At 70.5% G+C, this 244-nt stretch carries 1 protein-coding gene; it reads left to right on the top strand.

Features of this window, described 5'->3' with window-relative positions:
* On the top strand, positions 1-244 hold a 244-nt coding region (locus tag KVS69_RS20240), incomplete at both ends, for an ATP-binding protein (RefSeq protein ID WP_217540072.1).

A 244-nucleotide genomic window follows, 5' to 3' on the forward strand; every position in this document is an offset into this window, starting at 1 on the left:
GGGCTGGGCCTGTCGTTCTGCCAGCGCATCTCGCGCCTGCTCGACCACCGCCTCACCGCGCGCAGCCAGGTGGGCAGTGGCAGCATGTCCTCGATCCTGCTGCCCCGTGCGCAGGTGCCGGATCTACCGGCCAGCGTCGCGCCGGCCAGCGTGCCCGAGCACAGCACCCGCACCGGTTCGCTGGCCGGCATGCGCGTGCTGTGCGTGGACAACGACCAGGAAATTCTCGACGGCATGCGTGCAT

The sequence above is a fragment of the Stenotrophomonas sp. GbtcB23 genome (genome assembly GCF_019091045.1).
Lineage (GTDB): Bacteria > Pseudomonadota > Gammaproteobacteria > Xanthomonadales > Xanthomonadaceae > Stenotrophomonas > Stenotrophomonas rhizophila_A.